This window comes from Paenibacillus humicola, from assembly GCF_028826105.1.
In the GTDB taxonomy this organism is placed as follows: domain Bacteria; phylum Bacillota; class Bacilli; order Paenibacillales; family Paenibacillaceae; genus Paenibacillus_Z; species Paenibacillus_Z humicola.
This window is the reverse complement of sequence record NZ_JAQGPL010000001.1, coordinates 1,466,023-1,490,573: the sequence shown is the minus strand read 5'-3', so window position 1 is coordinate 1,490,573 and position 24,551 is coordinate 1,466,023. Positions and strand designations below refer to the sequence as shown.

Genomic DNA, 24,551 nt, shown 5'->3' with positions numbered 1-24,551 from the left:
ACGATGAACATCAAATTTTTAACTCCCCAAGCTTGATCAGCTCGACAACCGCTTGCGAACGACCTTTGACGTTCAATTTCTGCATCACGTTGGAGATATGGTTACGGACGGTTTTTTCGCTGATAAACAGCTGTCCCGCAATATCTCTTGTCGTTTTGTCCTGAACCAGCAGTTCGAAGACTTCGCGCTCACGATGAGTTAGTAAAAACTTGCTCTTCTGGTCGCTACCCTTCAAGATTTGTCACCCCTCCTTGCTCGGGTTTTATATGGTATACAAGGTGAAGGGATACAGTCAAATTATAGTATGAAGGGGCGATTGCATCGGTGCGGTATCCATCAAAAATGGGCGGAATACGGCCATTTGCGGGCCAAATACGCAAATAACCGGCCGCCATGGGCCGGTTATCGGGGAAAGACGAATGAAGAAGGCCGTTCAGGAAACGATACGTTTAATGAGCCGCTCCGGACCGAGCCGGGAATACCCGCTCGACCATGGCGTTGAATTCGGCCACAAAGCCTTGAATCGGATGCCCGAGCCGAACGTCTTCCATATAGGACGTCATGCGGCTCATGAAGTCCGGATTGGCCGAAACATAGACGTTCTTGATTTGCGGGGCCATGCGCTGCACCTCGCGGGCGATTTTGTCCTTCAGCGCTCCGGCGACGTCGGCCGATTGGATTCTGTAGGTGCCCGGCAGACTTGCGCCGTAGTTTAACGGGTTCAAAATGCCCGGACGCTGGAACGCCTGATTCGTGCGGCTAAGCGGCGGTTGTTTGCCGTCGTTCTCCTTGCCGCCCTTCGTCCCTTCATTGAGCGAAACCGCAACGTACGCGTTGTTGTCCGTCAGCATGACATAGGCCCGGTTCACTTCTTTCATCGCCGCAATCCGGTCGGCGATTTCGTCGCTCATCTCGAGCCGGTAGTTGGCATGCGAACCGACGATGTTATTGCTGTTCAGCCTGCGGCCGTCGACCCGGTTCATTTCGTTCATCTGGTCGTCCGCGAACCGTTTGTTCAGGATCCGGTTGCCGTTGGCGTCAAAACGAACCCCCTGCTCCCGGATATTCCGGTTCCCCAGGTCCCCTTGTTTTTCCATGCAGCCGGATAACATCGTTCCGATGAGGGCGCCGGCTGCAAGCAACTTGAGCGTGCGCTGCATGTTGTAATCCTCCGTTTCGTCAAACTTGGCTGTCGGCCCGCTTATAGCGTTAGCCGACGGAGGCGCCGATATGCTGCCAAGTTTTATTCCGGATGCCCGCGCATGGGCTTTACAGGCATGGGCTTCCGGCAGAGCGCCCAAGGATGACGATGAAGGGAAGCTGCAGGCAAGCTCGCATTGTCAAACGGCAGTGGGCAATGGTCAAAGAAATTGGCCCGGCTGCAAAATCGGAACATCCACGCGAACGGTATCGGGGTATTTGATTCCCGCGCCCGTATTCAAGGCGACGACCCGCTCCTCCGCGCCGATCCATCCGTTCTCCCTCAGCAGCCTCGCAGCCGCAAACGTCGCCGCTCCTTCGGGACAGATAAACGCGCCTTCCATCCGGGCGGCTTTTCCCTGCTCCGCCAGCAGCGTTTCGTCGTCAATCGCGACCGCGCAGCCTTCGGTCTCATAGAGAGCCTGCAGCACGAGGAAATCGCCGAGCGCTTTCGGCACGTTGATGCCGAAGGCAACGGTCGAGGAATCCGGAAAAAATTCCGATTCGGTTCTTTTTTCCTCCCATGCCTTGACGATCGGTGCGCAGCCCTTCGCCTGCACGGCCACCAGACGGGGCAGCTTCCGGCTGCGGTCGATCCACCCCAGCGTCTGCAATTCCTTCAGCGCTTTAGAAATGCCGATGATGCCGACGCCGCCTCCTGTCGGATAAAGAATGACATCCGGAAGCTCCCATCCGAACTGCTCGGCGATTTCAAGCCCCATCGTTTTTTTGCCTTCGATCCGGTACGGTTCCTTTAACGTGGATGCATCGAATATTCCGCGGGCTGTCACGGCTTGTCCGACGATTTTGCCCGCATCGCTGATCAGCCCGTCCACCAGGAACAAATTCGCGCCGGATACCGCGCATTCGTTCCTTGTTATTTCCGGCGCGGCGACCGGCATGACGACGGTTGCCCGGATTCCGGCTCTGGCGGCATACAGCGCCCATGCGGCCCCGGCGTTGCCGTTCGTCGGCATCGCCAGCTCCCGAACGCCCAGCTCCTTCGCTTTGGATACGCCGACGGCAGCACCGCGGGCCTTGAACGTTCCCGTCGGGATGATGCCCTCATCCTTCATGAACAACCGCTCGATTCCCATATCCGCGCCTAAAAAAGGCATCGGCAGGAGCGGCGTCATCCCTTCGCCAAGGGTGACGACGTTCTCCGGACGCTCCACGGGAAGAAGCTCGTGATAACGCCACAAGTCGGGCGCACGACCCGACAAATCGCCGGGCTTCCACCGCGCGGCAAGCTGCTCCAAATCGTACTCCGCGAGCAAAGGGGAGCCGCACGCGCAAAGCTGCTGCCGCTGCCGGCTATTGTACACGGCATCGCATTTGGGGCAGCGCAAATGTGACAAATAGCTGTATTTCGCGATCACCTGCAAAACCTCCTATGTAAACGAAAAAGTAAGGTGCCTTTCTTTGGACGACATTCTGACAAGGACGAGTTTTGTTTATGCCAAGGATGGATGCTTCAAAAAAGAAGAACGCTGCGGATCGCGGCGGGGAAAAACACGGACACGCTGTTCAGGCTATGATTTTATTTTATTGTTACGTGACGGCCACCCGCTGTCAATAGCGGATCGTTAAGCCGTAAGGGTAAGCGTTTTCTATACTCGAATGGAATCATCTGTTACAATTTGCGGTATGTGATCCTTCATGCGATGTTGTTCGAAAGGCGGGGCTGAAACAAGATGGAACGGAAAACTTCATTCACCGTTGCGCTGGTGCAAATGAACTGCGAGAAGGGGGAGATTAGACAAAATCTCCAAACGATGCAGGACTATATTGCCGAGGCTCGCTCGAGGGGAGCGGATTTCGTCTGTTTTCCGGAAATGAATTTAACCGGATATATCGACCCCGTGAAGCAGCCGCATGCCGTAATTTCCATGGATCACGAAGCCGTGAAACAAGTCATTCGATACAGCGCTCTCCACTCGATTTGCGTGATCGCCGGTTTTGTGGAGCATAATCCGGGAGGCAAGCCGTATATTACCCAGTTTGTCGCCAATGACGGCGAGCTGCTTGGCTGTTACCGCAAGAAAACGATCAAAGAAGGCGAAGAGCAATGGTTCGATCCGGGCGCGCATCTGCCGGTCTTTTCCGCCCGCGGTCTGCGCTTCGGCATTTCCATCTGCGCGGACATCGACGACCCGGATATTTTTCGCGCATATGCCGAAAAAGGAGCTGCATTCATTTTTGAATGCGCCGCTCCCGGATTATACGGCGAACAGGAAACCCGGAACTGGTCGTCCGGCTTCAATTGGTGGAGAGACAAGTGCAGGGCTCAGCTTGGAGCGTATGCCGCCGAACAGGCCGTTTATATCGGCACGGCCACCCAGGCAGGCCGCACGGTCGACGAGGATTTTCCCGGCGGCGGCTATCTGTTTGATCCGCAAGGGACATGTGCGGCCGAGTCGGGGGACTGGGGCGCCGGCGTACTTTATGTTCAAGTCCGGATTTGAACGAGGGAGGCATTCGCATCCATGCGGGGCTATATCGCCGAGGCTCACGCAAGGGAAGCGGATTTTCGTCTGTTTCGGAACGTATCCGGCGCTCGCAGTGGGCCGGCTGATGCAAATCGTGTTCAATCTTTGGCTTTCGTTGGATAGAACCTGGTCAGGGGAGCCAAAAACAAAGCGGACAGCAGCGAGCTGTCCGCTATAATGGATCTTTTCCTTCGATAGTTAATCTACGTCGAACCGCTGCAGTTTCGTTTCGCCCCTTCCAGCAGCTGCCTTCGCATCCACGAATTGCGCACGAGCAGATCGCCGTCAGCGTCCAACTGCCCGTACAGCTCGCGTCTCAGCTCGGCGACGAGCTCCGTGTGCTCCGGCGCGCCGATCCGGTTCGTCAGCTCGGCAGGGTCGGCCTGCAGGTCGTACAGCTCGTCTGTATCCGTGCAGTTCCATATGTATTTCCAGCTCTTCGTGCGGATCATGCGCTGCGTGTACAGTCCGAACTGCTGGCCGTTGTAGGTGGACACGACCGACCGGCGCCAGCCGGCCGGCTCCTCATTTTCCGTCAGCAGCGGCAGCAGCGACCTTCCTTGCAAATTGCCGGGACCGGCGGCGGAGAGACCGGTCAGCTCCAGCACCGTCGGCGCCAGGTCGAGAAAATTGTAGACGAACGAATCGCTGACGCGTCCCGGTTTCCCGCCCGGCATCCGGATAATGAGCGGCACGCGCACGACGTCGTCGTACAAAATATAATGTTTATCCATCATGCGGTGGGACCCGCACATATCGCCGTGATCGGAGGTGAACACGACCACAGTGTCGTCCGCCGCCCCCAGACGGTCTAGGGCGTTCAGCACCTGTCCGACCGCTTCGTCCATCTGGCTGATTACGCCATAGTACCGGGCCACAACCGGCGCCCAATCCTCCCACGTGAACGACTCGATGCCCCAGCTGAGCAGCTGCTGGCTCTGAATATACGGCTTCCCTTCGAACGTTTCGCGGAAGCCGTCCCATTCCGGAACACCGGCCGGATCGTACATGGACGCAAAACGTCCCGCAGGCCGGCAGGGCAAATGCGGCTCGGGAAAATGAAGCGCAAGATGCCAGGGCCCGTCCCCGCGCTGCAGCTCCTCCAGCTTGGCAACCGCCCTGGCGGCCAGCCAGTGCGTACGACTGTCCGCAAGCGGGACCGGGTCCGGCTCGCCGAAATATCCGTTCGTATACACGACGTCCGGATAACGTTCCTTCGCAAATTTGGCGTAATCGGACTCGCCGACGACCGAATGATAGCCGTAAGCGGTGGCGTCGTGATCCGGATTCACGCCCCATTTTCCCAAATAAGCCGACCGGTACCCGTTCTCCGCAAGCGTCCGCGTCCAAGTGTAGGCATCCGGCGGGAGCGCCGCCACGGGCAGGGCGCCGCTGTAGTTCCACAGGGCGCCGAACGTCTCCGGCCTTCGTCCGTGGAGCAGCGATTGGCGCGCCGGACAGCAGACCGGGAGCACCGAATAAGCGTGGGTGAAGGCGGTGCCCTGTCCGGCCAGAGCGTCCAGGTTCGGCGTCCGCACCGGATATTTGCAGCTGAAGCCCACGCAGTCGAAGCGCAGCTGGTCAGCCGTGATCAGCAGCAGATTCGGCGGTCTTTTCTCCATCCGGCATTCCCCCTCCGTTATTTCACGTTCCGGCAGCTGCGGTATTCCCGCGGAGAAAAGCCCGTGTGCCGGACGAACAGCCTGCTGAAAAAGGACGGGTCGTCGTAGCCGACCATGCTTGCCACGGCGATGACTTTCTCATCCGAATCGCTGAGCAGCCGCTTGGCGCGCTCGATCCGGATGTCGTGCAGCAGATCGAACACGCTTTTTCCGTATTCCTCGCGCGTCAGCCGGTTGACCTGCCTCGTGCTGATATTGAACAGGCCGGACAGCGACTGCAGCGTTATTTTTTTATCGAAATTGCGTTCGAGATAGCCGTATATGCGCCGGGCGGTCATGAAGCGGTCCCGCTGATGCGGCGAGGATGGGGTTCGCTGATTTTGGACGACGGCGTAGTAGCGGGAGAGCAGCACGAGCAGCTCGATCATCTGCAGCCGGATGAGCGTGGCGTAGCCGACGCCCCGTTCCCCGATTTCCCGGATCATGCTCTCCAGCAGCGTAAGCACGGAGGCGGCCTCCTGCCCGTGCAGACGGAGGTGATGATTGAACCTCACGTCGTGGCCGAGAAACGGATGGACGTAAAAATAGTCGATCGATTCCGTAATGTTCAGCTCGCTGAGCAGCGCGTCCGGGATAAAAGAGGGCATAAACAGGCAGTTGACGATCTCCATCCGCTCGCCCGGTTTGACCGCATAGGCATGCGTTTCGCCCGGATTAATGATAAAGACGTTGCCCGCCTCGATGTCGTATCGGGCCCCCTGGAAAATATGGGTGCCGCTCCCCCGGACGACATACACGAGCTCGACGAACTCGTGCCCGTGTTCGGCCAGCGACCCCTGGTCCGTCCGGGTGATCCAGAACGGAAAGTCGTCCTTCATGTAATTCCGGCTGCCCAAAATGTGCTGCATCCGCTTTCACTCCCCCGAAAAGGAACCCGTCAAATTCTGATTCCGGACAATATGAAAGACGCCGGACCACCGCTAGCTGCGATGCAGCGCCGCCAAATCGAATCGCTCGCGCCGAGGGTCGGCGCTCCACGCCTCCCATGTCAGGCCGGCGGTCAAAAGAATCTGCTCGATCCGCCTGCGGAACGGCAGGCCGGCCGCCTTGAGCTGAAGCTTCATCGGGTCTTCCCGGCCCGCCAGTTTCCCGGCGACCCATTCCTCGAGCTCGCGCTCGAAGCGGGCGGCGACGTCCGGCAGCGCGTCCGCAAGATTCGCCGTTTCCTCCGGATCGGCATGCAGGTCGTACAGCTCGCACGGCGGCCGGCGAAACGGCCCGGCATCGTACGTGCGGATATATTTGTACCGCTCCGTCCGGATGCCGCGCGCCGCCTGCCAGGCGCATTCGCTCAGCATGATCCGCTCCTGCGTGCCGTTGCTCCGCCCGCCGATAGCGTCCCATAGGCTCCGCCCGTCGAGGCCTTCGGGCTCGCGAAGCTTCGCCGCGTCGATGCCGGGCGGCTGCTCGCTCCGGACGGCCTCCAAAATCGTCGGCAGCAGGTCGACCTGCTGCACGAAGCCCGGCACGCGCCTTCCGGCCGGAATCCGGCCCGGCCAGCGCATGATGAGGGGCACATGGACGGTCGGCTCATACAGGCCGCAGTGGTCCCAGTAAATCTCGTGCTCGGTCAGGCTTTCGCCGTGGTCGCCGAACAGGACGAGCAGCGTATCCTCCGCGATGCCGAGCCGCTCCAGGTGTTCGTCCAGTTCCTGCAGCCGGTCGTCCAGATACCGGATTTCGGCGTCGTACAGCGCGTCGTAATAGGCGCTGTCGGTGACCGGGCCGACCAGGTCGTAATGGTGGTGCTTGAAGAACGGATAAGCCGCATGATTGTAAGCCCGCTCCATGCTGCGGTTCGCCGGGTCGAACGGGTCCCGGCCGGCCGGGTAAAATTCCGGCACATACGAATCCGGCGGCAGGTACGGCGTATGCGCGTCCCAATAATGCAGAAACAGGAAGAAGGATTCGTCCTTGTGCTGCTCGATCCACGGCATCGCGAGGCTGTTGACCGTACGGCCGTCGATCCACCTTTTGCCGCCGGCGCTGTTGATGTAATACCGGTAGCCCCGGGCGAACCATTCCTTGAGCTGGTACAGATTGTCCACCGCCGCCGTCGTAAAGCCGGAAGCGCGCAGCAGATTCGGCAGCCACGGCGTATCCTTCGGCAGCGACGTCAGGCTCGAGCCGTGCGAGACGACGCCGGTCGTCAGGCCGATTTTTCCCGTAAAAATGCCGGTATGCGCCACCTCGGTCGGGATATCCGCCGCATATGCGCGTTCGAACAGTACGCCCCGGGAGGCGATCCGGTCCAAATAAGGGCTGGTCGGTTTTCCGTACCCATAACCGCTTAGACGGGATGCGCGCAGCGTATCGAGCGAGATGAGGATGATCTTCATTGCATTCGCACTCCTAATGAGCCGCCTGCATCGGCCGCGGACGGTCGTCAAGCCACTTCAGGATTTTACTGCAATTGCTCACGACGGAGTCGGCGTCCGTCGAGATCGTGATATCCGGGCGGACAGGCTCCTCGTAGGGATCGGATACGCCGGTAAAGTGCTTGATTTCCCCGCTTCGCGCTTTAGCATAGAGCCCTTTGACGTCCCGCTTCTCGCATTCCGGCAGCGGACAATTTACATATATTTCCGCATAATCCGGAATGACGCTGCGCGCGTAGGCTCTCATCTCCTCATACGGCGTAATGGCGGAGACGAGCACGACAACGCCGTTGCGGGAAAGCAGCTTCGACACGTACGCGATCCGCTTGATGTTCTCGAAGCGGTCCTCGCGGCTGAAGCCAAGCCCTTTGCAAATCGTTGCCCGCAGCTCGTCGCCGTCAAGCATCTCGACAAGCCGTCCCCGCGCTTTCAGCTCGGCCGCCACCGCTTTCGCCGTCGTCGTTTTGCCGGAGCCCGACAATCCCGTAAACCATAATACCGATCCCTGCTGTCTGTCCATGTTCGTACTTAACCTCCTGATTTTTCGGCGGCAGGTACCGTGATCGGGATCCCGCCGGATTCGTGCGATGCAATTGCCGCTTCAATCACTTCCTGGGCCGCGAGCGCGTCGGCGCCGGAGGCGTCGACCGCTTCGGGCGCGGCTCCCGCCTTGATCTGCTCGACGAATCGCCCGATGCGCTGCTCGAACGTATCGTTAAAGCCCTGCATGCCGCCGAACAGCGGGTTGCGGACGACCGTCAATTCGTCGGATTGATGCGGATAAAACGTCATGCTTTCATATACGTTGTCGATGACGATGCGGCCTTCGCTGCCGGCAACCTCGCAAAATTCGATCGGGTGCCGCATCGACATATCGTAGCTCCCGGTCAAATGCCCGACCGCGCCGGACGCAAACTCGACGTTGACGGATGCGGTCGACCATGACGCGCGCCCCGGCGCTTTGGTCATGAACGCCTGCACCCGTTTGATGTCGCCGCCGAAATAACGCATGACGTCGACCGAATGCGGGTGCAGCGCCCGCATATGCAGCCACTCCGTGTCCTCCTGCGCGTTGCGGATCGTCAGCCGCATATTGAGGAACAAAGGAGCGCCGAGCTTTCCTTCCTCGATGATCGCTTTCGCCTTGTAAGCCGCAGGGGCAAACCGGTGGTTCAGGTTGCACGCCAGCCGCACCCGCTTCTCCTTCGCGAAGGCGACCATCTGCCTTGCTTCCCCGATCCGGTTGGACAGGGGCTTCTCCACGAGCACGTCCTTGCCGGCGGCGATCGCGAGCATCGCGGGCTCGAAATGGTGGCTGCCCTTCTCGACCCCCGCCGTCGCCACCGCGACGGCGTCGATGTCCTCCCGTTCCAGCAGCTCCTGCAGGCTGGTGTACGCCGGAATGCCGTATTCGCTCCCGGCCGCTTCGGCCCGATCCGGCATCAAGTCGCATACGGCAGCAAGCTTCGTATCCGGATGCCGCGCATAGGCGCGGCAGTGGATTTTGCCGATATTGTTGACGCCGACCACCGCGAACCTGATCATGATTTGCCCGCCTTCTCCTTGGCCTGCAGCGCGCGGGCCGCGATGACGCCGCCGATGTGCAGCGAGTCGTAAGCTTCCTGGGACGATTGGAATACTTTCCCTTTCCCATGCCAGTTCAGGTTCGTGAATATCGGGTTCGTTCGTCCCGTCTCGCCTTCGCGCCTCGCGATATAATCTTCCATCCGCTTCGTCAGCAGCGCGACAACCTCCGGCTCCTGTTCCGCCAGATTGACGTTCTCTTCGGGGTCGCGGATCAGATTATACAGCTCGACCTCGGGCTTGAAATGGAAATCCGGCTCCAGCGCCCGGATCAGCTTCCACTCCGGCGTCCGCCAGCCGTGCTTGCGCATCCACGTACACTCCGTAATATAGAATTCGCTGACGCGGTCGTTTTCCCTGCCTTCCACCATCTTAATCAGGCTGCGCCCGTCATATGCCGTTTCCGTCTCGATTTCCAGCAGCTCGAGCACGGTCGGCATGACATCGGAAATGAGCGACACTTCCTTCACGCGCCTGCCGGAGGGAACGCGTCCGGGATATTTGAAAATAAGCGGCACGACCAGCGTGCAGTCGTACAGCCCGTGATGGTCGAAATAGCAGTCGTGCTCGTACAGCGTCTCCCCGTGATCGGACGTGACGACGACGAGCGTTTCTTCCTCCAGCCCAAGCGCGTCCAGCTTCGCCAAAATCGTCTGGATGCACGCGTCCATATACGCGACGGCTCCGTCGTACTGCGCCGTTACGTACTCGTGATCCGTCACCCCTTCGGGAATCCATGACTTCAGAAAATCGGCGAACGGCTTGAACCCGTAAACCGGGTCCATCGAACGGTTGTCCGGATCCTTTTCATTCCCGCCGTAAAAAGCCCGCTCATAAGGCGCAGGCGGCAGGTATGGCGAGTGCGGGTCCATATGGCGCAGGAACAGGAAGAACGGCTTGTCGTCCTTCGCCAGCCGTTCCAGCTCGGGAACGGCGACCTCGTTCAGCAGCAGCGCCTTGGGCGTGCGCCCCGTCTCGTCGGGAACCCAGGCTTCGTAATCCAGGTAGGTCTGGAAGCCGCGGGAGGAAGGATTCCCGGTGAAGCCGATGCAGGTCGTGTTATAGCCGTTCTCCTCCAGCACCTCGGCCAGCGTTTTGACATGGCCGCCAAGCGGCCCTTGGTGGCGGAGCGCCACCACGTCGGTGCCGAAGACGTCCATCCCCGTCAGCATGGACGCGTAGGCCGGCGTCGTCGGGATGCTCGGACTGAAATGCTGCTCGAACAGCACGCCTTCGCCCGCCAGCTTGTCAATGTGAGGCGTCGTCAGTCGCGGATAGCCGTAAGCGCTCATATGATCGCGGCGCAGGCTGTCGATGCCGAAGATCACAAGGTTCGGTTTCTTATTGGGCAAAACGGTAACCTCCTCAAAGTTTTTGCGATACTCCCAGAGTTACATCCTCGCGAGCAAAAACTCGCTTCGGAAGCACATGCTTCGTTTTTTGTGATACTTCACCGAGTTACATCCTCGCGAGCAAAAACTCGCTTCGGAAGCATACGCTTCGGCCTAACGGGCGTTCAGCTTTTTCAGGCAGGCGTTCAAATAGCCGTACGATTCCGCCGCCACGATCGACACCTGGGCGAGCGAATGCTCGGGTGACGCGCCGATCACTTCCAGCACGACCGGGCCGTCATAGCCGCCGGACGTAAGCGCCTGGCAGTAACCGAACAGGTCGATGTCGCCCCGTCCGCACGCCTGCAGCTCGATCGGCCCCGGGCCGTGCTCGCGGCCTTTGCAGTCGCGGATATGGATGTGCTTCACGCGGCTGAGCACTGCGGGCAGCGCTTCCTCCGCATTTTCGCCCGCGCGGTGGATATGGCTCGGATCCATGTCGATGCCGAACGAGCCGGACGGAATGGCTTCCATCGCCTTCAGCGTCGTCGGCGTGTTGTGGATGGCGTTGCCGACATGGGCTTTCACGCACAGCGTGACGCCGAACGAAGCCGCTTTGTCCGCCATGCGCGCAAGCGTTTCGATGGAGTTGCTCAGGTCCTCTTCAATGCCCATTTTACCTCCGGGACCGACGTTGATCACCGGAATGCCGATTTCGGCGGCGGCTTCGAACGCCGGCAGCAGACGTTCCTCCTTCAGCGAGGCGACCTCGGCGGACAGGAACGACAGCCCGTTCTCCTCCGCGATGGCGCGAAGCTCGTTCTTCTGCTCCTTCCAGCGGCTTAAGTCGAGGTGCTCGCACATGCCCTGGATGGCGGCGATTTCGACGCCGTCGTAACCGCACAAGGCGATTTGCTTTGCGGCGGTGGCAAAATCGAAGTGCCTGAACAGCACGGAATTAACGCCCAATTTGATCATTACAATTCATCCTTTCCGGATCTGGCTCTGCAGAATGTAAATTCGGGTGACAGCTTTGCGGACAAAGTCACGGTCGTCAGCTTCGCTTATCGCATGAAATGCGGATCGCCGTGCAGCGGAGGCAGCGGATTCGGCCGGACCACTTCGCCGCCCCGCTCGTACGATTCCTGAACGGCATGCACATATTCGAGAACGGCCAGCGCGTCGCGTCCGCTTGCGCGCAGCTGGTCAGGGGACACCTTGCCGCTCACGTCCTCCAGGAACGCATGCAGCCGGTTATTGAACGTCCGGCCGAAATTGTTCGTGCCGTAGTCGGTCACTTCCGGCTCGGGCTGGACGCTGATGGCGGCGATACCCTTCTCCGCTTTCCAGAACGAAACCTTCTCGACGCAGTTTTCGATGCAGAACGTGCCCTTCGAGCCTGCCACTTCCATGCTCCACCAGCCGCCGAGGCCGTATACCGCGTCGCCCCGCTGGCTCAGCAGGTAGCCGACGCCGCCGTTTGCGAATTTGACGTGAATGCTGTTGATCGAGACCATCACATCGCCTGCGCTGCGCCGGAAGCCCGGCCGGTCGGAGAACGTCTGGATGTGCGTAATATCGCCGCAGAAGTGCCGCATGACGCTGAACGGATGCGTCAAGAAAGCCCGCATATGAAAGTACGGGTGACCTTTGATTTTCAGCGAGCCCGCCGCAGCGTAATTCGCTTCCCCGCCGTTGAAGCCCATTTTTGCCAAGCAATAGACCAGCTCGCCGATCTGGCCGTTATCCATATACTGCTTTGCCTTCTCGGCCGGCGCCGTGAAATAGTGGTTCAGGTTGCAGCCGAGGTACACCTTCTTCTTCTCCGCGGACACGACGAGCTCCCTCGCCTCGCGGACGTCGTTGCACAACGGCTTTTCCACGAGCACGTGCTTGCCGGCCGCGACCGCTTCCATTGCCGGCTCGAAATGCCAGCTGCCGTTGTCGATCCCTCCCGTCGTCACGTCGACGACCTCGAGGTCCGGCTCGTTCTCCAGCATGTCCTTCAGGCTGTAATACGCCTTCACGCCGTGCTTCTCCGCCGCCGCATCGGCGCGCTCCTTGACGACATCGCATACCGCGACCAGCTCCGCCAGGTTGTCTTCCTTGTAGCAGTTTGCATGGTTGTTTCCGATTCCGTTCATGCCGACAATGCCGATTTTAACCGCCATACCGAGCATCCGCTCCTTTTCGACTCTAAAATTGTAACCGCTTCCTAATAACCATCATAACGGGCACGGAAGCCGGATTCATGGCCGATCGGGACAAAAACCGCTCCGATCGGGACAGGAAAAGCGGCGAAGCGGCCTCCCGCAAAGCGGAAACCGCCCGGCCGCCCGCTCCGGTCAGCCTTTGACCGCGCCGGCCGTCATTCCCGATACGATCCGCTTGTTGAAGAAAATAAACAGGATCAGCATCGGCAGCGAGATCAGCACGATATCGGCGAACAACAAATTCCACGACGTCGTGAACTGGCTCATGAAGTTGTAAAGCGTCAGCTGAACCGTCGCGTTCCCCGCTCCCGGGAAAAAATAAAGCGGGTTGACGAAATCGTTGAACACGTTGATCGATTCCAGGACGATGATCGTCGACGTCACCGGCTTCAGCAGCGGAAAAACGATGCTGTAGAACAGCCGGACGCCGCCGCAGCCGTCGATCAGCGCACTTTCGTCGATTTCGCGCGGGAGCGTGGCCGAGAACGCTTTATACAAAATCGCCGCGAACGGAAAATGCAGCGCCGCCTCGATCAAGGTGATGCCCGCCAGCGTTTTAAACAGCTTCAGCAGGTCGAGCACCCAGATCGTCGGCACGATCGCCGGCGGGATCATCAGCCCGGCCAGCACGAGAAAGTTCAGGAAGGAGGAGCCCCGGCCCCCTTCCCGGCGCTGCAGCACGAACCCGGCCAGGGAGCTGACGGCGATAAGCAGCCCGATGGACAGGATCGTCAGCAGCAGACTGTTGCGGAACGCCTCGAGCAGCATGTAATCCGAAGCCTGGAGCACGGAAACGTAGTTGTCCACAATGTGAAAGGAGCTCGGCCAGGCCATGCTCATATCCGCTGCATCCGTCTTGTTTTTCACCGAATTGATCAGGACAAAATAGAACGGAATCCAGAAAATGACCGTGCTGAGCAGCAGCGAAACCGCCCCGACCGCCCAGCGCTTCGCGCCGGCGCTGAAGCGGCCGCTTTCGCTTGCGCTCATCGCCCCGCTTACGCTTGTGCTTGTGCTTGCGCTCATAGATGCACCTCGCTTCTCGCCAAATACTTGTACAACGGAAACGCCAGCAGCGACACGCCGATGAACAGGATGACGTTGCCCGCCGTCGCCAGGCCGTAGAAGCCGGCTTGATACTGCTTGTAAATGATCGACGCGATCAGGTCGGTCGTGAACCCCGGCCCGCCTTTGGTCATCGCCCAAATCAGGTCGAAGGAGCGCAGCCCCCCGATAAACGACAGAATGATGACGGAGTTCATCGCCGGGCGGCTGAGCGGCACCGTAATGTTCCAGAACGCATTGCGCGCGCTGCCGCCGTCGATTTTCAGCGCCTCGTAATACTCCGGCGAGATGGCCGAAATGCCGGCGATATAAATGACGGTGGCGATGCCGACGCCCTTCCAGACGTCGACGAACGCAACCGACAGCAGCGCGATTTTCGTATTGCCGAGCCAGTCGGGACCGGTGATGCCGATCGCCGCCAGACTCGTATTGATGATCCCCTGCGACGGATGCATCATCATGGAGAAGGCGATCCCGACCGCAATCGTGCTGAGCAGCGTGGGAAAGAACACGACGGAGCGCAGGTAGTTTTTGAACGGAACCCGCGACGACAGGTAAGCGCCCAGAAAAAGGCCGAGCACCACTTTAAACACGCACGTCACGACGGCGTAAATCAGCGTATTGCGAAAGCCGATATTCAGCGATGTTTCCGAGAAGAAGGTCCGATAGTTGTCGAAGCCGATAAAATCCCAGTCCGTCAGCGTCCACCGCGTCATGCTGAAAAACAGCGACAGCACCGTCGGCAGCAGGTAGAACACGAAATAAATGAGAAACGCCGGGAGCAGAAACCAATACGAATACGTTTTTACCGTTAATCGGATCATCTTGGATCACCAGCCCGGGAGGTTGAGCTGCTGTGCCTGCTTCTCGACGTCTTTATCGTAATCGGAGGCGCCTTTGGCTGCAGGCGTGATGCCGCTGCCGACGGCAACCGTGATGTTCTCCAGGTTCGGCCCTTTGACCGGGGAGACGAATTCGAGCGCCGGCGCCGTTTTGCCCTGGTCGAAATACGGCTGCATTTCCTTGACTGCCGCGTACGCGTCGTCGGGAAGCTTCACGTTTTTGATGACGAACGGACCGTCCGCCTTCAATTTGCCGGACAAGGCCGCCTGTCCCTCCGGCGAGACGAAATATTCGACCCATTTCTTCGCCGCGTCGACCTTTTTGCCGTTCTTGTTGATGTACAGGCCGTTCGGCATCCAGACCGTCAGGCCGTTGATGTCCGGGCTGTCGCTCGGCTCCGGGAAAATGCCGATGTCGTTGATTTTATCGGGGAAGTTCTGATAGATTTCATCCAGCGCCGACGTCAGCATCGGATACTGCACGCCCGTCCCTTCCGCAAGCATTTTCAGGCCGTTGTCGTAGGTCGTAGCCAGAAAATCCTTGTTCATATAGCCGCCCTTGTACACCTCCTCGAGCTTCTGGAAGCCGCGCAGCGCAGCCGGCGTCGTGGCGTATTTCGCTTTGTTCGCCGTATAGTTTTTGGCGAAATCCGGGTCTTGGGCCTGGATATTGTAATAATCGGCGAGCACGAAGAGCTGCGAGGTCCACGTGTCCTTGTAGGTGGCGATCACCGCCGTTTTGCCCGCCGCCTTGATCTTGGCGTTGTTCGCCATAAATTCGGCCCACGTCTTCGGAATCGTCAGGCCAAGCTCCTTGTACACTTTCTTGTTGTACATGATGCCGCCCGCGCGGGTCGAGCCGGTCGGAACGCCGTACACCTTGCCGTCCGAGGTCACCGTCTGTTTAAACGAATCCAAAATGTCGGCCATATACGGCTCGTTAGTCAAGTCGACGAAATTTTGCGACGGGTTGAGAGCCTGAAACAGCGAGCCGGTATTATAGGCGAGAATGTCCGCCATATCGCCGGTCGCCAGACGCGTCTTGACCAGGTTGTCGCCTTCCGCGCCGTCCGGCTTAATGTCCCATTCTACGGAGATGTTCAGCTTTTTCTCGGCTTCCGCCGCCACCGCCTTCATCGCGTCCAGGAGGGTGCCGGTGCTGCCGACCATGATCGAGATCGTTTCTTTCTTAGGAGCGTTGGAAGGCGCCGAGCCGTCCGTACCGGAGGCTCCGTTTCCGCCGCCGCCGTTCCCGGTTCCTCCGCCGCAGCCGGCAAGCATCGCAAGCACCAGCAGAAGAGCCGCAGCGAACGCCGTATAACGTTTCGTTTTTTTCATGATTGCATCCTCCTAAAAGTTTTGTGGAGCTTATGCTTCGCTGAATAACTTCGCAGCAAAACTGGCTTCGGAAGCATTCACTTAATTTTTGTGGAGCTTACGCTTCTCTGAATAACTTCGCAGCAAAACTGGCTTCGGAAGCATCAACTTAAGTTTTGTGGAGAAAAAGCTACTCTGAATCACTTCGCAGCAAAACTTGCTTCGGAAGCATTCACTTAAGTTTTGTGGAGCTTACGCTTCGTTGATCGCATACCGGTGTATGCGCTTGCACAAAACCGGCCGCATGTCCAAAAGGCCCGGGTTCCCTTTGGTTCAATTCCGATTGTATCGCGGGGAATTAAGGCGCGACACCTGCGTTTTTGCCTTTTTATGGGGGGTGAATTTTCCTTTTTACCGGTTCGGGTGCATACGCTTGGCGTACGCGATGGGCGGCTCTCCCGTTATTTTCTTGAACAGCTGGCTGAAATGCTTCACATCCTCGTAGCCGACAAGCCGGCTCACATCGGACAAGCGCGCGCTTCCTTCGGCAAGCAGCTCCTTCGCTTTCTCGATCCGGTAGCGGATCAGATAATCGGAGAACGTGCAGCCTGTCTGGGATTTGAACAGGCGCGACAGGTAGCCGAGGCTGACATGATGATCCGCCGCAAACTGCTGAATGGACAGCTCGTGCTGGTAGCCCGCGTGAATCCAGTTCCGCATGACGGGAATGAGCCCCTTAGGGCTCAGGTCCGTCAATTGGGCGGCGGACAATAAGCCGACTACGCGCTCTTTCAGCCATTCCGCCAATTCGTCGAAGCCGGACAGCCGCGAAAGCGCCTTCAAGTCTTCCTGCAGCTTGCCGATATCGATCTCCGTCCGGGACGAGGAGCCCAAATTGTACTTGAGCGAATAAAATAAATCGGTCACGAACAAAGCCAGCTGCCGGGACGTAATCTCCCTGCTCCGGAGCTCCTGAACGATCCGGCCGAGCATGTCGCCGCTTTTTGACAAATCGCCCTGCTTCAGGTGCGTTTGCAGGATGCGGACCTTGTCCCATACGGCGGACAAATCGGCTTGGCGCTGCTGCCCCCCGGGCGGAATCAGCGTCGGCCGGCCGAAAAACATTCTCTCCTCGATCGACTTATTAAGCGCAGCGAAGCACCGGTGCGGGTCTTCCCGCTCGGGCTTGAGCGCATAAGCCAGATGAAGGATCAGTCCCCGCCGGACCAGATGATCGAACAGCACGGCAAAAGCAGCGCCTATTTTCTCCATATCGCGCAGGCCGCCTCCGCCCGGAACGAGAACGGCTTTACGCCGTGCATCGATGCTGACGCAGTGCGCGGTAATCCCCTGCAGCTCGTCCCCGATCCAGCCGGCGATTTCCTGGTTTGCGATACCCGCTTCGTTCCAGCCCCGCTCCCCGGCCCCGTTTCCCGCTTGCAGAACGGCCATTGCATGGGCGCCGCCAAAAATTTCAGCCGCCTCTTCGTCTCCGGGCGGCGCCGAGGCGAGCAGCATTTGGGCGACCGCCCAGCACCTTCGCTCCTCCTGCCGCTTCGATTCGCGCGCGATCTTGTCGATTGCCTTATCCACCGCCTGATACAGCACGTCCTTGCGCACGGGCTTCAGCAAATACTCGAAAGCGCCGATTTTCATGCCCTGCTGGGCGTAGGAGAACTGGTCGTGCACGCTCAAAATGATCGACTTGACCGCCGGTTCGAGACGGATCAGCTCGCCGATCAGCTCAAGCCCGTCCATGCCGGGCATATTAATGTCCGTCACCACGAGATGAGGCCTCACCGACCGGGCCATTGCCAGCGCATCCTCCGCGCAGCCGAACGTATAAACCGCGTGCTCGGGCGCATAAACGACGAACAATGCATCCAGCTCCGCCAGTGCCCAAGGCTCGTCCTCTACGATAAAAATGTTCATGCCGTGTCCTCCCCATGTTCATGTTCCGCCGTCAGACAGGGAATCGTCAGCCGCACCGACGTTCCCCGGCCCGGACCGCTTTCGATCGCGATGCCGCATTCCTCGCCGTAAAACAGCCGGATCCGCTGTCCGATATTGCGGAGCCCGATTCCGTGCGCTTCGTCATCCTCCGGACTGCTGCGGGACGACTGCAGATCCCGGCGCAGCGTAAACAGCCGGTCGTCCGTCATCCCCTGACCGTTGTCGGCGACCTCGATCGTCAGGCGGCCGCCCTCTCTGCGGGCGGACAGCGCGACGATGCCGTCCGCCTTCATTTTCGCGAAGCCGTGAGCCACCGCGTTCTCGACCAGCGGCTGGATCGTCAGCTTCAGCACGGGTACGCGCATCAGCTCCTCCGGTACGTCGCAGCGGTATTCGAAGCGGCTGCCGAACCGGTGCTGCTGGATTTTCATATAGTTCGCGATATGATCGAGCTCCGCCTGAAGAGGCACCGGCTGATGCAGCTGATGCATGCTGTATTTGAACAGCTCCGCGAGCGCCTCGGACATCTCGGCCACCTCCTCGATTCCCCTGACCCGGCTGATCGATTTCATAATGTTCAAAGTGTTGTACAGAAAATGCGGATTGATCTGGGCTTGAAGCGCGGCCAGCTGGGCGTTCTTCTCGGCCAGCTTGGACTCGTACGCCTCGCGGATAAGACGCGAAATACTGTCGAGCATGTTGTTGTAAATGCGGGTCAGACGGCCGATTTCGTCGCTGCTGCGCACCGTCACCCGCTGGCTTAAATCGCCATGCTCTACGCGGATCATTTTCTTCATCAGGTAGCGGAGCGGAAGGGTAATTTGGTGCGAAAGCAAATAGGAGACGACGGCGATCAGCGCCATCGCGAGCAGACCGACGAGCATGAGAATGTAGCGCAGGCTCTTTTGCTGGGAAAGCAGCACGTCGTCCGGAATGAGAATGATCGTGTTCCATTTCGTGTAATCCGATTTGGCGAACGTATAGATATACCGCTTGCCCTGCCAGATCAGATCGCCCGACCGGCTATTCTTTCGGAAAATGGAAGGCTCAGGCCCGGTGCCGGAGCTTCCCGTCAGCACGTCTTTGTTGTCGTAAACGATATCCCCGTCCCCGGTCTCGATGAAAACCCGCATATGCTGCTCGACTTCGTTGCTGTCCGCATGCACGAGCATGTCCCGGATGACGTTGACGTTGATGTTGATTTTCATGTAGGCGATGACGTCCCGGTACGGAATCCGGTTAATGTTCCGGACGAAGGAGATGACATTCGCCTTGTGGCCGTCCCCCGTGTCCTCCTCCGTTACCGGAAGGAGCAGAAACTTGCTGCCGCCCATCGTGCCGGCGCCTTTATACCACGGCTCGCTCGACAGGCTGTAGCTCACTTTGGGACCGTTCGCCTTGGAGATATAATACACATTGTTGTCCAGCGTAAACACATAGAGGCTTTGCAATTGCGGCCGGGGCTGCAAATACGTGAACAGACGGCTGTTGATGGAAAGCTCGATCTCATTCTGCTCGGTGTCGTCGCGGCTGCGATAATGGTCGAGCAGGCCCTGCTGGATGACCGGATCGCCGAAGACGGAAACGGACAGCTTCTCCGTATCCTGGATGTACAGCTCGAGCGTCCGGCTGAACTGCCGGGTGATCGTATCGGAGAGGGAAAACGTCTGGCTTCGGATATCGCTTACGGACTTGTAATAAAAGATGAGGCATGTCAACAAAACGAGGAACAGCGAAACGGCGGAAAAGGCAATAAACATCTTCGTCTTCAGCATGTAATGCTTCCATGCTCGCATACCTGCTCACTCCGCATCCATTGATATGGTTTGCCCGGTTCGGTGGTCTGCTCAGCTGATGTCATATGTCTTATATAGTTATTTCACCTTCAGGGCTCCATTCCTGCCGAACGCGAAAAAGGCGGGCCGGAGCCCGCCGCAAAACGGTTATTCGCTATAAATAAATACCTGATATGGAAGATTGAGGTTTGCTACCCAAGCATGAATAGGCGCTTATGGCTTTTTCTGGTTGTCGTACGCCTTCTGATATATTCCGAGGTAGCGGGAGAGATTCAGGCCGTCGAAGCCTTTCACGTAATTGTTCCACTCCGAATCAGTCAGCTTCTTCGCGCCGGTAATGAACTGCGCCATGTTCGAGCGCACGTAGTCGTTGATCTGCGTGCGGAGCTGGTTCGCTTCTTTCGCATCGCCGGCTTCCATGAATATGGTGAGCGGGAACGTCTCCGCCGGCTGCCGGTTCTCGTAGTTTTTGGCCGTCTCGAGATAGAGCCGGTATTCGTAGCCGACCTGCGTGAGCGGGTCGTCGGGTACCGCCCACGATTCGCGGATCGCCCGGGTTCTGCGCGTAATCCCCATTTGGTCCCACGTATCGTTCAGAGTCGAGCCGATGTTCCAGTATTCGGGCTTGATGCTGTATTTGGCCGGATTGCCGTGCACGTCCTTTTGTCCCGGCTTGGCTTTCTCCCAATATTTTCCTTCCAGCCCGTATTCGTTGATAATGGCGAACTCCTCGGAGTACATATAGTCGGCCATTTTGATCGCGGCGATTTGCTCCTCCTCGGTCGCCTTGTTCGAAATGGCGAACTGCCCGTTGCCGTATGCCTTGTAATATCCCGCATACGCGACGCCCTCAGGGCCCTTAAGAGGCGGTACGGTGATGTATTCCTTATGTCTGTTCTGCCCATCCGCCAGACTGAAGTACATGCCGATATGCCCGGCGCTCACGCTGCCCGAGACGTTATCGCCCGACTTGTTGCCGAGCTGCGCCATCTGGTCGGGCGTCTGCGTGAACGCCTCTTTGTCGATCAGCCCTTCGCTGTATAGTTTGTTAATGTATTCCAGTCCCTGACGCCATTCCGGCTGATTGGCGGCGAGCTGCACCTTGCCGTCCTTCATGAAGAAGAAGTCCTCGTCGTTGTCGTAGATGAACGAGTTCATCAGGAAGTTGGAAGGCAGGCTGTGCCAGCCGTTGAACGCGCCGTTCAGCGGAATTTCGTCCGGATTGCCGTTGCCGTTCGGATCCTGCGTCTTGAACGCTTTCAGCACGTTGTAATACTCTTCGGTCGTCGTCGGCACTTCGAGGTTCAGCTTTTTCAGCCATTCCTTGTCGATCCACAGCTTCTGCGAATACCAGCAGTGGAAGCAGTCGTTAATATGCGGCAGCGCGTAAATATTGCCGTCCGGTGCGGTGATCGCCGCCTTCAGATCGGCATCTTCGGCAAACGCTTTCTTGATTTCGGTGCCGTATTTGTCGATCAGGTCGTTCAGCGGAATAAGTATGCCCTGCCTGCCGTAGTCGATTTGCTCGGCCTGCGTGAAATTGCCGGACAGGAAGACCGCCGGGTAGTCGCCGCTCGCCATCATCAGCTTTTTCTTATCGTCCGCATTGGCCGACGGAGCGGCGTCAAACTTGAATTTGATGTTCAGCTTCTTCTCGACGTACTGCGTCACCGCATTCGTATTAATGTCCTCGATACGCGGCGACAGCGACAGGAACGTCGGGAGTGTAACGGGCTGATCCCCGGCCTGCTCACCGGCATTCGCTCCCGTTCCTTCTTCGCTGCCGCCCCCGCCTCCCCCGCTGCAGGCGGTTGCCGCCAGCACGAGCGCCAGGATGAAAGCGAATGCGGCCCAGCGGAATTGTTTTCTCACATCGGACTCCTCCTTGGTATGAATCGATCGAATCGGATTGCCGTTCTGCCTGCCGTTTGCCATTGCCGGTCAGCCTTTCAGCGAGCCGATCATGATGCCCTGGACGAAATATTTTTGCACGAACGGGTAAATCGCCAGCACCGGCACCGTGGCCACGACGATGAGCGAAAATTTGAGCAGGTCCCGGAGCCCCTGCATCGCCGCCATTTTGTTCGCGTCCACCATCATGCTTGCGTCGATCGAATTCAGGATCAGAATGTTGCGCAAAATGATCTGCAGCGGAAACAGGTCCGGCGACTTCAGGTAGATGAGCGCATCGAAATACGCGTTCCAGTGACCGACCGCATACATCAGGACAAGCACCGCCAGAATCGGCTTGGACAGCGGAAGCACGACCCTCCACAGGAAGCCGAGGTCGCTGCAGCCGTCGAGCTCCGCCGCTTCCCCGAGCTCTTTCGGGATGTTCGACTGGAAGAAGGTACGGGCGATAATGACCTGCCACACCGCAAGCGCGACCGGCAGCATCATCGCCCACCTCGTGTCGATCAGGCCCAGCTTTTTGACCGTCAGGTAAGTGGGAATAAGCCCTCCGCTGAACATCATCGTAATGACGAGGATCACCATGATCAGACTGCGGCCGTAAAAGGTGCTTTTGGACAGCGGATAGGCGAGCATGACGGTCAGGCACACATTGATCAGCACGCCGAAAAACGTATAAAAGATCGAATTGGCATAGCCCGTCACTACCTGCGGATTGTCAAAAATCGCCTTGTAGCCGGCCAGGCTCGGCTCCACCGGAAGCAGCCATACCCGGCCGCTGATGACGGCCTGCGGCGAGCTGAACGACGAGCTTAAAATATAGACAAGCGGATACAGGACGCTGAGCAGCACGATCGTCAGGAAGGCATACACCAACAGCAGGAAGACCCGGTCGCCCGGCGGTTCTTTGATCGCTGACGCTCTAAACACCCGATTCCCTCCTTTCCGTCACCATAGACTGTTCTCCGAGACGCGTCTCGCGATATAATTCACCGTCAGCAGCAGCGTGAGATTGATGACCGAGTTGAACAGATCGACGGCGGCCGAGAAGCTGAAATTCGCGCCCAAGAGGCCGATTTTGTATACATAGGTGGAAATGACCTCGGACGTGCTCGTATTGAGCGGATTTTGCATCAAGTAAATTTTCTCGAAGCCGACGTTCATCATTTGCCCGATGTTCAGGATAAGCAGGATCGTCGCCGCCGGCATGATGCCCGGTATGTCGATATGGAGCACCTTCTGAAACCGGGAAGCGCCGTCCACCTTGGCCGCTTCGTACAAATCCGGATTTACGCCGGCGAGCGCCGCCAGGTAGATGACCGCGCCGTAGCCGATGCCCTGCCAGACATTGGACCAAACGAAGATGCTGCGAAAATAGTGCGGGACGCCCATGAAGTTAATCGACTCCATGCCGAGGCTCCGGACGATCAAATCGATAAAGCCGAGCCGCGGAGAGAGGAACAGAATAATCATCGACACCATGACGACGGTCGATATGAAATACGGTGCGAACGTCACCATTTGCACCGTTTTCTTGAATCTCGCGCTTCGCACCTCGTTCAGGGCGAGCGCGAGCACGATCGGCGCCGGAAACCCGATCGCGAGCGAATACAGGCTGATCAGCAGCGTGTTTTTGATGAGCAGCCAGAAGTTCGGCGTCTGGACGAAGTCGGCGAAGTTTTTCATCCCGACCCAGTCGCTGCCGGAAAATCCTTTGATCGGGCTGAAATCGCGAAACGCGATCTGCGCGCCGTACATCGGCACGTACTTGAATATGACGATGTACGCAAGCGGCAGCAGAACAAGCAAATACAGCTGCCAGTGGCGCTTCATTTTCCGCGCGGGGCCTCGAAGCGGCAGCGGTTTGATTTTCGCCCTGCGATTCAGCTTCCCGCTTTCCAGCATGCCCGTCGATTCCATCGTGACCGTTTCACATCCTTTCCAAATTGTGGTGGCGCAGCGGATTCGGCATTACGATAGCGGACCTCCGGCAGGCGGGTCAACGGACAGTATTCCGGCGGCCGCTCAATTTTCCGGGAACGATCCGTTTTCGTCCGCCGCCCGCATCGCTCACTTTTCCGCCGGCGCACAAAATTCCGCCGCCCGTCCGCCTGTTCGAACGGCCTGCCATGGCTTAAAAAGGCGCTTTTCAAAACCGGTAAAACGGTTGGGCGATTGAACCTGAATTTCTATCCCGGGGACAAAAACCCAGTCATTCTGCGCGTCAGCACATAGGTTATAAAAGATCCATGACGTTAGGAGGTGCATGTCGAATGTCCGGATACGTTGGAGGAGCATTTACAAGCTCAGGTGTAATCCTGGTACTCTTTATCTTATTGGTCATCGTTCTTTGCAGCTGCATGAAAGGCTTTTATTAAAGGACGAAGCGGCTGCGAGGCATCGGAATTAATCGGCGAATTGCGTTGGAACCGGGTTCCGTGCTGCAGAAACGCCCAATAACAGGTGTCTCGGGGACAGATACCCAATCCATCCCGCGCGTCCGCACATAGCTTATAAAAAGATCCATGACGTCAGGAGGTGCATGTCATTGTCGGGTAACGTTGGAGGAGCTTTCACCAGCACGGGGTCGATCCTGGTCCTTTTCATTTTGCTCGTTATCGTTCTTTGCGGCTGCATGAAAGGTTTCTATTAATACGACAACCGTTAATACGACAACCGTATTGCGGCTGCACCGAAAATTCTTAAATCCTCCCATGAATGGATTTCGGCGCAAAAGAACTTGATTTCGAACAAACAAAAACGACCCGTACGCAACACGGGTCGTTTTTG

General features: G+C 58.2%; 22 protein-coding genes. 3 read left to right on the top strand and 19 right to left on the bottom strand.

Annotated elements, in window-relative coordinates; all coding sequences use genetic code 11:
- Nucleotides 1-10 precede the first annotated feature (10 nt).
- The 3 genes from PD282_RS06985 to PD282_RS06975 form a co-directional block, all read right to left on the bottom strand.
- Nucleotides 11-235: a helix-turn-helix domain-containing protein gene (locus PD282_RS06985; RefSeq protein ID WP_274649628.1), complete on the bottom strand. Its 225-nt coding sequence runs from the start codon at nt 233-235 to the stop codon at nt 11-13.
- Between the two features lie 214 nt (nt 236-449).
- Nucleotides 450-1,160 (bottom strand): YhcN/YlaJ family sporulation lipoprotein, encoded by a 711-nt coding sequence (locus PD282_RS06980; RefSeq protein ID WP_274649627.1) that lies wholly within the window; start codon nt 1,158-1,160, stop codon nt 450-452.
- A 201-nt stretch (nt 1,161-1,361) separates the two neighbouring features.
- A complete protein-coding gene (locus PD282_RS06975) occupies nt 1,362-2,579 on the bottom strand; it encodes a threonine synthase (RefSeq protein ID WP_420832276.1) in 1,218 nt (405 codons plus the stop codon).
- A gap of 315 nt (nt 2,580-2,894) precedes the next feature.
- Between PD282_RS06975 and PD282_RS06970 the strand changes: the two genes are divergently transcribed.
- Nucleotides 2,895-3,665: a carbon-nitrogen hydrolase family protein gene (locus PD282_RS06970; protein WP_274649626.1), complete on the top strand. Its 771-nt coding sequence runs from the start codon at nt 2,895-2,897 to the stop codon at nt 3,663-3,665.
- Between the two features lie 227 nt (nt 3,666-3,892).
- Here the strand turns inward: PD282_RS06970 and PD282_RS06965 are convergent, their stop codons facing one another.
- The 16 genes from PD282_RS06965 to PD282_RS06890 all read right to left on the bottom strand — a co-directional run bounded on the left by PD282_RS06965 (nt 3,893) and on the right by PD282_RS06890 (nt 23,594).
- Entirely contained in the window at nt 3,893-5,311 is a 1,419-nt protein-coding gene (locus PD282_RS06965) for a sulfatase family protein (RefSeq protein WP_274649625.1), read from the bottom strand.
- Nucleotides 5,312-5,328: 17 nt separating this feature from the next.
- A complete protein-coding gene (locus tag PD282_RS06960) occupies nt 5,329-6,219 on the bottom strand; it encodes an AraC family transcriptional regulator (protein WP_274649624.1) in 891 nt (296 codons plus the stop codon).
- A 72-nt stretch (nt 6,220-6,291) separates the two neighbouring features.
- On the bottom strand, nt 6,292-7,710 hold the full coding sequence (locus tag PD282_RS06955) for a sulfatase family protein (RefSeq protein ID WP_274649623.1): 1,419 nt from the start codon (nt 7,708-7,710) through the stop codon (nt 6,292-6,294).
- Nucleotides 7,711-7,723: 13 nt separating this feature from the next.
- Nucleotides 7,724-8,269 (bottom strand): adenylyl-sulfate kinase, encoded by a 546-nt coding sequence (gene cysC / locus PD282_RS06950; RefSeq protein WP_274649622.1) that lies wholly within the window; start codon nt 8,267-8,269, stop codon nt 7,724-7,726.
- Nucleotides 8,270-8,277: 8 nt separating this feature from the next.
- Nucleotides 8,278-9,294, bottom strand: coding sequence for a Gfo/Idh/MocA family protein (locus PD282_RS06945; protein ID WP_274649621.1), 1,017 nt, complete (start codon nt 9,292-9,294; stop codon nt 8,278-8,280).
- Nucleotides 9,291-10,685: a sulfatase family protein gene (locus PD282_RS06940; protein ID WP_274649620.1), complete on the bottom strand. Its 1,395-nt coding sequence runs from the start codon at nt 10,683-10,685 to the stop codon at nt 9,291-9,293. The genes PD282_RS06945 and PD282_RS06940 overlap by 4 nt, the downstream gene beginning before the upstream one ends.
- Nucleotides 10,686-10,838: 153 nt before the next feature.
- Nucleotides 10,839-11,642: a sugar phosphate isomerase/epimerase family protein gene (locus tag PD282_RS06935; RefSeq protein WP_274649619.1), complete on the bottom strand. Its 804-nt coding sequence runs from the start codon at nt 11,640-11,642 to the stop codon at nt 10,839-10,841.
- An 86-nt stretch (nt 11,643-11,728) separates the two neighbouring features.
- Nucleotides 11,729-12,835 (bottom strand): Gfo/Idh/MocA family protein, encoded by a 1,107-nt coding sequence (locus PD282_RS06930; RefSeq protein ID WP_274649618.1) that lies wholly within the window; start codon nt 12,833-12,835, stop codon nt 11,729-11,731.
- Between the two features lie 174 nt (nt 12,836-13,009).
- Nucleotides 13,010-13,903 (bottom strand): carbohydrate ABC transporter permease, encoded by an 894-nt coding sequence (locus PD282_RS06925; protein ID WP_274649617.1) that lies wholly within the window; start codon nt 13,901-13,903, stop codon nt 13,010-13,012.
- Nucleotides 13,900-14,766 carry a carbohydrate ABC transporter permease gene (locus tag PD282_RS06920; protein WP_274649616.1) on the bottom strand — a complete coding sequence of 289 codons (867 nt, stop codon included), beginning with the start codon at nt 14,764-14,766 and terminating at the stop codon, nt 13,900-13,902. The genes PD282_RS06925 and PD282_RS06920 overlap by 4 nt, the downstream gene beginning before the upstream one ends.
- A gap of 6 nt (nt 14,767-14,772) precedes the next feature.
- The gene (locus tag PD282_RS06915) at nt 14,773-16,122 is read right to left on the bottom strand and encodes an ABC transporter substrate-binding protein (protein ID WP_274649615.1); all 1,350 of its coding nucleotides are present in this window, start codon (nt 16,120-16,122) and stop codon (nt 14,773-14,775) included.
- Nucleotides 16,123-16,512: 390 nt separating this feature from the next.
- On the bottom strand, nt 16,513-18,033 hold the full coding sequence (locus tag PD282_RS06910) for a response regulator transcription factor (protein WP_274649614.1): 1,521 nt from the start codon (nt 18,031-18,033) through the stop codon (nt 16,513-16,515).
- Nucleotides 18,030-19,850, bottom strand: coding sequence for a cache domain-containing sensor histidine kinase (locus PD282_RS06905; protein WP_274649613.1), 1,821 nt, complete (start codon nt 19,848-19,850; stop codon nt 18,030-18,032). The genes PD282_RS06910 and PD282_RS06905 overlap by 4 nt, the downstream gene beginning before the upstream one ends.
- Nucleotides 19,851-20,063: 213 nt before the next feature.
- A complete protein-coding gene (locus PD282_RS06900) occupies nt 20,064-21,722 on the bottom strand; it encodes a type 2 periplasmic-binding domain-containing protein (protein ID WP_274649612.1) in 1,659 nt (552 codons plus the stop codon).
- Nucleotides 21,723-21,791: 69 nt separating this feature from the next.
- Nucleotides 21,792-22,691: a carbohydrate ABC transporter permease gene (locus PD282_RS06895; RefSeq protein ID WP_274649611.1), complete on the bottom strand. Its 900-nt coding sequence runs from the start codon at nt 22,689-22,691 to the stop codon at nt 21,792-21,794.
- Nucleotides 22,692-22,709: 18 nt separating this feature from the next.
- Nucleotides 22,710-23,594, bottom strand: a complete 885-nt coding sequence (locus PD282_RS06890) for an ABC transporter permease (RefSeq protein WP_274655074.1) — start codon at nt 23,592-23,594, stop codon at nt 22,710-22,712.
- Nucleotides 23,595-24,034: 440 nt separating this feature from the next.
- Here PD282_RS06890 and PD282_RS06885 point away from each other — a divergent pair, with 440 nt between their 5' ends.
- Entirely contained in the window at nt 24,035-24,139 is a 105-nt protein-coding gene (locus PD282_RS06885) for a YjcZ family sporulation protein (RefSeq protein WP_274649610.1), read from the top strand.
- 164 nt (nt 24,140-24,303) lie between these two features.
- Nucleotides 24,304-24,414, top strand: a complete 111-nt coding sequence (locus tag PD282_RS06880) for a YjcZ family sporulation protein (protein WP_274649609.1) — start codon at nt 24,304-24,306, stop codon at nt 24,412-24,414.
- Nucleotides 24,415-24,551: the final 137 nt, after the last annotated feature.